Genomic DNA, 8,131 nt, shown 5'->3' with positions numbered 1-8,131 from the left:
CGAGCGCGTCCGGTCCCGCCTGGGCCGCACGTCCCCGGCTCCGTCGGCGGCGTGGCGCGCGCTGACCGGCGGCCTGGCTTCGGACGAGGCGGCGGAGCTGAAGGCCCGCCGCGCGTCCCGCGGCTGGGGCCGCTTCACGCGCAACTTCGTGGTCCAGGCCAGCGCGGCCGACATGACGGCGGTCATGCTGGCCACGCTCCGGCAGCGCCTCCCCGCCCCCGCGCACCTGGTGTTCTTCCAGCACGACGAGGTCATCGTCCACACCCCGGAAGAGCTGGCCGAGGAGGTGACGACAGCCATCACCGACAGCGTGGCGGAGGCCGCGCGCATGCTGTTCGGCCCGGCCTGCCCGGTGCGGTTCCCACTGCACATCGCCCCGGTGGACACGTACGCCGACGCGAAGTGAGCGCGCCTACGGGAACATCGAGAGCGGCTGCGTCACGACGTCCTGGTTCGGCAGGGTCCGGCCCGGGCTGCCGCGGAAGTCGGTCCAGCACGGGTACAACCGGAAGTCGGCGCCGACCGCGGCCGCGGTGTAGTCGCCGATGAACACGCCCTGGAGCACCTTCCCGGTGACCGCGCCCGTCGACACGAACTGCACCTGCGGGTTCGACGTCTGGGTCGTGATCCGCCGGATCGGGGCCGTGCCCGCGCCGTCGCCCCAGCCGGTGGCGTAGGCGTAGTCCAGGCCGATGCCGTCCGGGTCGTAGGTGCGCGTGTAGAAGGTGACCGCCACGCGCCCGGCCAGCGCCGCGACAGCGGGGAACACCTCGTCGGCGCCGGTCCCGATCTTCACCGGCGCCGACCAGCCGTGCCGGCCGTCGGAGCCGCTGAGGAACGCGTCCCCGTTCGTCTTGACCGACTCGCCGTCGCGGTAGGTGCCGTTGCGGTCGTCGGCCCAGGTCACCCACAGGTGGTCGGTCGCGCGGTCGTAGGCCAGCTGCGGGAAGCTGTTGACGCGGAAGTTCTCGCCGGTCAGGGCGTTGTTGGCGACGTCTTCGTCGACCGGGAAGTCGAAGTCGAGACCCACCTCGGCGTGCCGGAAGGTCCGGCCGCCGTCGCGCGAGGTCGCCACGACGACGGCGTCGTGGTCGGTCGGCCGGTCGCACGCGGCCGTGGCGCACACCGACGTCTCGTAGGCGATCTGCAGCGTCCCGTCGCGGGTCACCACCGGGTTCGACCCGCTGCCGAACGGCGTGATACCGCCGGTGAAGCCGGTCAGCGAAGGCGACACCCGGCGCATCGGGGACCACGTCCGGCCGAAGTCGCCGGATTTCGAGAGCACGATCGGCGACTCGACGAAGTTGCCCTCGGCGTCGTAGGTGAACTGGGTCCAGGTGACGTAGACCGTGCCCGACACCGGGTCGGCCGCGATCCATTCCTTGTCGTTGAAGATGTTCGCGGGTGTCGGGGTGCCGGCCGGGGTGACGCCGTCGAGGTGCAGGATCGCCGGGTCGCCGAAGCTGCGCCCGCCGTCGTGCGACACCGAGACGGCGATGCCGCTGGCGAGCTGCTGTTCCTCCGGCACCACGGCCCGGCTGAACACGAGCGTCGCGTAGTAGACGGTGTTGTGCGGCCCGAACGCGATCGCCGGGTCGCCCGCGGCGTCCATGTAGGACAGTGGGGCAGCCGCCCCGGTCGGGAAGTCCAGGTGCGGCAGCTGGACGTTCGCCCAGGTCCGGCCGCCGTCGAACGAGGTGTAGGCGATGCCGCCCGAGTCGTTGCGGGATTCGCGGGTGTTGTAGAGCCGGTAGTCGTTGGCCCCGGCGACGATGTTGCGCGGGTTCTCGGGGTTGACGGCGATGGTCGTTTCGTTCTGGGCGGTGCTGCACCCGGTCTGGCTGCCGGTCGGCACGATGGTGTCGCCGTCGATGACGTCGCGGTTGGGCCCGAGCGGCCGGTACGGGTTCGGCTTGCCGAGGTAGCTCTGGCAGAGCGCGGACAACGCCGGGTTGTCGACGTCTTCCTGTTCTTCGTCGGCGAACCGTTCTTTGAGCAACGGGTTCGGTACGGCGTGCCGCGGCTCGGCGGCGTGCGCGGCCGGCGCGAGCACGACGGCGAGCGGCAGCACGAACGCGGTGAGCGTGGCGAGGATTCTTCGCTTGGCGGACGAAACACCCAAGGACATCGGAAGGTCCTTTCCCAGGAGGGTCTTCAGCCGGATCAGGCTTCCCGCGTCCTCCGGCCCGGTCAACCGACGGAAGTGCGGAGCCGGACAAACCGATTTCGGTACTCCCGGATCTCGTCGCCGAAGGGGACGAACTCGACGCCCTCGACGCCGCCGAACCGGACTGGTCCCGGCCGACCCCGGCCGCGGGCTGGACGGTCGCCCACCAGATCGCCCACCGCGCCGCCGCCGACGCGAACGTCCTGACCGCCATCCGACGTCCGGAAGCCTTCGACGCCGAGCCGAAGGACGCCGACCTCGAAGCCGCCGCCGGGGCGGCCGAGTCGCGGTCGGTCCTGCTCGAACGCTGGCGCGCCGGCCGGGCCGCACCGGCGGCCGCGCTCGGTGACGTGCCGCTGGACCACGCGTTCCCCTGGTTCGGTTCGCAGGTGACCGCGGTGCTGATGGTGCCGCTCCGGCGGAGGGAAACCTGGGCGCGCGGGCAGGACGTCTTCGACGCGTTCGGGGCCGCGCACCCGCCGACCGGGCGGCTCCGGCACGTGGCCGGCCGGAGACTGTCGTTCTACGCGGCGCAGGCGCCGATGCCGGCCGAGGAGTTCCGCGTCGAGCTCGCCGGTCCCGACGGCGAACTCTGGACATGGGGTCCCGAAGACGCCGCCCAGCGCGTCCGGGGCAGCGCGCTCGACTTCTGCCTCCGGGGCACCCACCGCGGCCGGCGCGGACGCGGACCAGTGGCTGGACATCGCCCGCGTGTTCCTGTGAGCGTCACGCCAGGGCGTCGTCGATCGCCTTCGTGATCCGCTTCAGCGACACCGGGTGCGCCGTCCCCAGCGTCTGGGCGAAGAACGAAACCCGCAGCTCCTCGATCATCCACCGCACCTCGCGCAGCGCCGGCGACGACGTGCCCGGCGGCAGCGAACCCAGCGCGTCGGCGTACTCGGCCTGGATCCACGCGACATCGGCCGTCCGCTGCAGGTCGCGCGTCGGCTCCGTCGGCAGCTTCTCCAGCCGGCGCGAGATGCCCTGCAGGTACCGGACCACGTTCCGCAGCCGGGCCGCGCCCGTTTCCGTCACGAAGCCGGGGTAGACCAGCGCGGCGAGCTGCGCGCGGATGTCGGCGAGCGACTCCGCGGGGCCGCGCGTCGCCGGGAGCAGGACCTCGACGTCGTTCGCCGCGCGCAGGATCTTCTCGACGTCCGTGAGCACGCCGAGGACCTCCGCGTGCAGGCCGGCGCGGACCTTCTCCAGCAGCACCTTGAACCCGGTTTCGTCCCACGCCGGGCCGCCGCCTGCCGTCATCAGGGCGTCCACCGCGCAGTCGACGCAGTCCTCGAGCAACGCCGCGACGCTGCCGTGCGGGTTGCGGTTCAGCACCAGCTTCGAGGAGTTGGACAGCGACCTCGTGATGAACTTCATCGGCGAGTTCAGGTTCAGCCGCAGCATCCGCCGGGTGCCCGCCCACATCGCGTGGGTCTGCTGGCCCGGGGTGTCCAGCATCCGCACGGCCACCGACGCGCCCTCGTCGACCAGCGCGGGGAACGCCTTGACGTCGTGGCCGCGCTGCGTCGACTCGAACACCTTCGGCAGCGAGCCGAACGACGGTTTCGTCAGGCCGGCCTTCTCCAGGGTGTTGGCCGCCTGGGAGATCGTCGCGCGGACCTTCGGCGCCAGCCGCCGCTGCAGTTCCTCGACGTCCTTGCCTTCGGCGACGCGCTTGCCGCGTTCGTCGACCACCCGGAACGTCATCTTCAGGTGTTCCGGCACCGACGAAAGGTCCCAGTCCGCGTAGGGCACCGTGATGCCGCGCAGCGCCCGGAGTTCGCGCCCGAGCACCTCCAGCAGCGGACCGTCCGAAGGGGACACTCGCGAAAGGACGTCGCGCGCGGTGTCCGGCGCCGGGACGAAGTTGCGCCGCAACGCCTTCGGCAGCGACTTGATCAGCTGGGTGACCAGTTCCGCCCGCAGACCCGGTACCTGCCAGTCGAACCCGTCCGGCGTCACCTGGTTCAGCACCGGCAGCGGGACGTGCACGGTGACGCCGTCGGCGTCCGCGCCCGGCTCGAACTGGTAGGTCAGCTTGAAGACCTGCGTGCCGTGGGTCCACGAGTCGGGGTAGTCCGACTCCCGCACGCCGCCCGCGGTTTCGTTGATGAGCATGGACTTCTCGAACGACAGCAGGTCCGGCTGCTCGTGCCGGGCCTTCTTCCACCAGCTGTCGAAGTGCCGCACCGAAACGACGTCGTCCGGGACGCGGGCGTCGTAGAACTCGTACAGCGTCTGGTCGTCGACGAGGATGTCGCGCCGCCGCGCGCGGTTCTCGAGGTCTTCGACCTCTTCCAGCAGCGCCCGGTTCTCGGCGAAGAAGTGGTGCCGCGTCTGCCAGTCGCCCTCGACCAGCGCGTGCCGGATGAACATCGCCCGCGACACTTCCGGGTCGATCCGGCCGTAGTTGACGCGCCGGTCGGCGATCAGCGGGACGCCGTAGAGCGTCACCTTCTCCGTCGCCATCACCGCGCCCTGCTTGCGTTCCCAATGCGGCTCGGAGTAGGTCCGCTTGACGACGTGCTGGGCCAGCGGCTCGACCCACTCGGGTTCGATGCGCGCGTTGACCCGCGCCCACAGCCTCGACGTCTCGACCAGTTCGGCCGACATCACCCAGCGCGGCTGCTTCTTGAACAGCGCCGAGCCGGGGAACACGCCGAAGCGGGCACCGCGCGCGCCGAGGTAGTCGCCCTTCGCGGGGTCCTTGAGTCCGATGTGCGACAGCAGCCCGGCGATCAGCGACGTGTGCACGCGCTGCGGGTCCACCGGGGCCGTGTTCGTGTTGAGCGAGATGCCGAGTGGCTTGGCCAGCTGGCGGAGCTGGCTGAAGATGTCCTGCCACTCGCGCAACCGCAGGTAGTTCAGGTACTCGGTGCGGCACATGCGGCGGAACTGGTTGCCGGACAACGCCTTCTGCTGCTCGGCGACGTACTCCCACAGGTTCAGGTAGGCGAGGAAGTCCGACGTCGGATCGGCGAAGCGCGCATGCTGGGCGTCGGCCGCCTGCTGCTTTTCCGCCGGCCGCTCGCGCGGGTCCTGGATGGACAGTGCGGCGGCGATGATCATGACCTCGCGGACGCAGCCGTTCTTCGCGGCCTCCAGGACCATCCGGCCCATCCGCGGGTCGACCGGCAGCTGCGCGAGCTTGCGGCCGATGTCGGTCAGGCTGCGGTCGGCGCCGGCGGAGGAGAACGCGCCGAGCTCCATCAGCAGGCCGATGCCGTCGGTGACCTGGCGGCGGTCCGGCGGCTCGACGAACGGGAACGCGGCGATGTCGCCGAGCCCCAGCGACGTCATCTGCAGGATGACCGACGCCAGGTTGGTCCGCAGGATCTCGGGGTCGGTGAACTCGGGACGGCTCTCGAAGTCCTCTTCGGAATAGAGCCGGATGCAGATGCCGTCCGAGGTCCGGCCGCAGCGGCCCTTGCGCTGGTTCGCCGACGCCTGCGACACCGGCTCGATCGGCAGCCGCTGCACCTTGGTCCGGTGGCTGTAGCGGGAGATCCGCGCGGTACCCGGGTCGACGACGTACTTGATGCCCGGCACGGTCAGCGACGTCTCGGCGACGTTGGTCGCGAGCACCACCCGCCGCCCGGTGTGCGACTGGAAGATGCGCTGCTGCTCGGCGGCCGAGAGCCGCGCGTACAGCGGCAGGACCTCGGTGTTGCGCAGGTTCGCGCGGTTCAGGACGTCCGCGGTGTCGCGGATCTCGCGCTCGCCGGAGAGGAACACGAGGATGTCGCCGGGCCCCTCGGCGCACAGCTCTTCGACGGCGTCGAGGATGCCCTGGGTCTGGTCCCGCTCCTCGGCGTCCTCCGAGGGGTCGTCCGGGTCGACCAGCGGCCGGTAGCGCGTCTCGACCGGGTACGTCCGGCCGGAGACCTCGACGATCGGCGCGTCGTCGAAGTGCTTCGAGAAGCGCTCCGGGTCGATGGTGGCCGAGGTGATGATCACCTTGAGGTCGGGGCGGCGCGGCAGCAGCTGCTTGAGGTAGCCGAGGATGAAGTCGATGTTGAGGCTGCGCTCGTGGGCCTCGTCGATGATGAGCGTGTCGTACTGGCGCAGCGACCGGTCGGTCTGGATCTCGGCGAGCAGGATGCCGTCGGTCATCAGCTTGACCAGCGTGTCCTGCCCGGACTGGTCGGTGAACCGGACCTTGTAGCCCACGGTGTCGCCGAGCTCGGTCTTCAGCTCGCTCGCGATCCGGTCGGCGACCGTGCGCGCGGCCAGCCGGCGGGGCTGGGTGTGCCCGATCTGCCCGCGGATGCCGCGGCCGAGCTCGAGGCAGATCTTCGGCAGCTGGGTGGTCTTGCCCGAGCCGGTCTCCCCCGCGACGATCACGACCTGGTGCTTGCCGATGGCCGCGGCGATCTCGTCCTTGAGCTTGCTGACCGGCAGCTCTTCGGGGTACTCGATCTTGGGCACGCTCTCGCGCCGCGACTGCACGCGCAGCTCGGCCTTTTCGATGTCGGCGGAGATCTGCGCGAGGGCGGCGTCGCGGTCACGGGCCTTGCGTGCGCCGTCGAGCCGGCGGCGCAGACGGTGTTCGTCGCGCGGCATCAGCTCGGGCAGGCGCGCCCGCAGCGCTGTGAAGGGGGATGGCGTGGACATGCTCGGTCCGAGGATAGCCGTGCGTGACGAACCGGGCCTCCCAATATCCCGCTCGCGTGACCGGCCCCACCCCGAGCGCCCCGAAGGGCGCCCGGGTCAGGCGTCAGCCGGGCTGGCCGGGCTGCTGCGGGTACTGCTGCTGCGGCGCGGCGGGCTGCGGCGGCGCGGCCTTGGCGCGGCCGGCCAGCACCGAGATGCCGCACAGCGCGAGGCCGACGACGCCGAGGGCGATGCCGAACCACGGCTGCATGTCCGACGCCCAGGCGATCAGCCGGAACTCGTAGTCGAACTGCTCGAGGATCAGCGAGCCGAAGCCCAGGACGGCGAAGACGACACCGATGCGCATGGCGATTCCGGCCATGGAAAACCCCCAACGGGAAAAGGGAAACGGGAGCCGGCCGCCCCCGACGGCCCGCGATTGGGATCCGTACGGTAGCGACCCGGTCCGCGCTTGTCCCGTGGTTTCCCGATTCGTTACCTCAGCTCCGCCGGAGCGAGTCCGGGCCCAGGTCCGCCAGGCTGCGGTGGCCGGACAACCCCATGGTCAGGTCGAAGTCCGCCAGCAGGCTCCGCAGCACGTGCCGGACGCCGTCCTCGCCCGCGTGCGCGAGGCCGTAGACCCACGGGCGGCCGACCAGCACCGCCCGCGCGCCCAGCGCCAGTGCCTTGAGGACGTCCGCGCCGGTGCGGATGCCCGAGTCGAAGAGGACCTCCAGCCGGTCGCCGACCGCCGCGACGATGCCGGGCAGCGCCTCCAGCGCACCGATCGCGCCGTCGACCTGGCGGCCGCCGTGGTTCGACACCACGATGCCGTCCACCCCGGCCTCGGCCGCGCGGCGCGCGTCGGCGACGTGCTGGATGCCCTTGAGGACGATCGGGCCGTCCCAGTGCTCGCGCAGGAACGGCAGCTGGTCCCACGTCCGGTCGGTGCCGGTCAGCATGCCGATCCAGCGCAGGATCGCCATGCTCTGGTCCTCTTCCGGCGTCTTCTCCAGCAGGCCGCGGAACACCGGGTCGGTGAACGGGACCGCACACCCCTCGCCCTTGAGGAACGGCAGGTACGCCTGGTCCAGATCGGACGGCCGCCAGGCGAGCGTCCACGTGTCGAGCGTGACGACCAGCGCCGTGTAGCCCGCGCTCTTCGCCCGGGACAGCAGGCTCGCGCAGACGTCCGCGTCGCCGGGCCAGTACAGCTGGAACCAGCGCGGGCCGTCGCCGCTGGCCGCGGCGACGTCCTCGATGCCGGTCGAGGACGCCGTGGACAGGATGAACGGCAGCCCGGCCGACGCGGCGGCGCGGGCGGTCGCGGACTCGGCGTCCGGGTGCACGATCGACTGGACGCCGACCGGC

General features: G+C 71.3%; 5 protein-coding genes and 1 pseudogene. 2 read left to right on the top strand and 4 right to left on the bottom strand.

Features of this window, described 5'->3' with window-relative positions; translation table 11 throughout:
- Nucleotides 1-406: pseudogene (locus tag G3I65_RS43925) on the top strand (DNA polymerase); the annotation flags it as partial.
- A 6-nt stretch (nucleotides 407-412) separates the two neighbouring features.
- Here G3I65_RS43925 and G3I65_RS43920 read toward each other — a convergent pair.
- A complete protein-coding gene (locus tag G3I65_RS43920; RefSeq protein WP_160701351.1) occupies nucleotides 413-2,128 on the bottom strand; it encodes a sialidase family protein in 1,716 nt (571 codons plus the stop codon).
- A gap of 95 nt (nucleotides 2,129-2,223) precedes the next feature.
- On the opposite strand from G3I65_RS43920, the gene G3I65_RS43915 reads away from it, so the two are divergent.
- The gene (locus G3I65_RS43915) at nucleotides 2,224-2,925 is read left to right on the top strand and encodes a maleylpyruvate isomerase family mycothiol-dependent enzyme (RefSeq protein WP_309235997.1); all 702 of its coding nucleotides are present in this window, start codon (nucleotides 2,224-2,226) and stop codon (nucleotides 2,923-2,925) included.
- On the opposite strand, the gene hrpA is transcribed toward G3I65_RS43915, so the two are convergent.
- The 3 genes from hrpA to G3I65_RS43900 all read right to left on the bottom strand — a co-directional run.
- Nucleotides 2,894-6,781, bottom strand: coding sequence for an ATP-dependent RNA helicase HrpA (gene hrpA / locus G3I65_RS43910; protein ID WP_160701350.1), 3,888 nt, complete (start codon nucleotides 6,779-6,781; stop codon nucleotides 2,894-2,896). The genes G3I65_RS43915 and hrpA overlap by 32 nt on opposite strands.
- 103 nt (nucleotides 6,782-6,884) lie before the next feature.
- Nucleotides 6,885-7,142, bottom strand: a complete 258-nt coding sequence (locus G3I65_RS43905; RefSeq protein ID WP_160701349.1) for a hypothetical protein — start codon at nucleotides 7,140-7,142, stop codon at nucleotides 6,885-6,887.
- 118 nt (nucleotides 7,143-7,260) lie between these two features.
- Nucleotides 7,261-8,131: alpha-hydroxy-acid oxidizing protein (locus tag G3I65_RS43900; RefSeq protein ID WP_160701348.1), on the bottom strand; the 871-nt coding region annotated here is incomplete at its 5' end.

The organism is Amycolatopsis sp. SID8362, from assembly GCF_010550475.1.
In the GTDB taxonomy this organism is placed as follows: Bacteria; Actinomycetota; Actinomycetes; order Mycobacteriales; family Pseudonocardiaceae; genus Amycolatopsis; species Amycolatopsis eburnea.
This window is presented reverse-complemented; position numbering and strand designations above follow the sequence as displayed.

What these genes read in the sequence shown, in the direction of transcription:
- G3I65_RS43920 (WP_160701351.1), bottom strand. Translation starts at nt 2,128, where the DNA reads ATGTCCTTGGGTGTTTCGTCCGCCAAGCGAAGAATCCTCGCCACGCTC.
- hrpA (WP_160701350.1), bottom strand. Translation starts at nt 6,781, where the DNA reads ATGTCCACGCCATCCCCCTTCACAGCGCTGCGGGCGCGCCTGCCCGAG.
- G3I65_RS43905 (WP_160701349.1), bottom strand. Translation starts at nt 7,142, where the DNA reads ATGGCCGGAATCGCCATGCGCATCGGTGTCGTCTTCGCCGTCCTGGGC.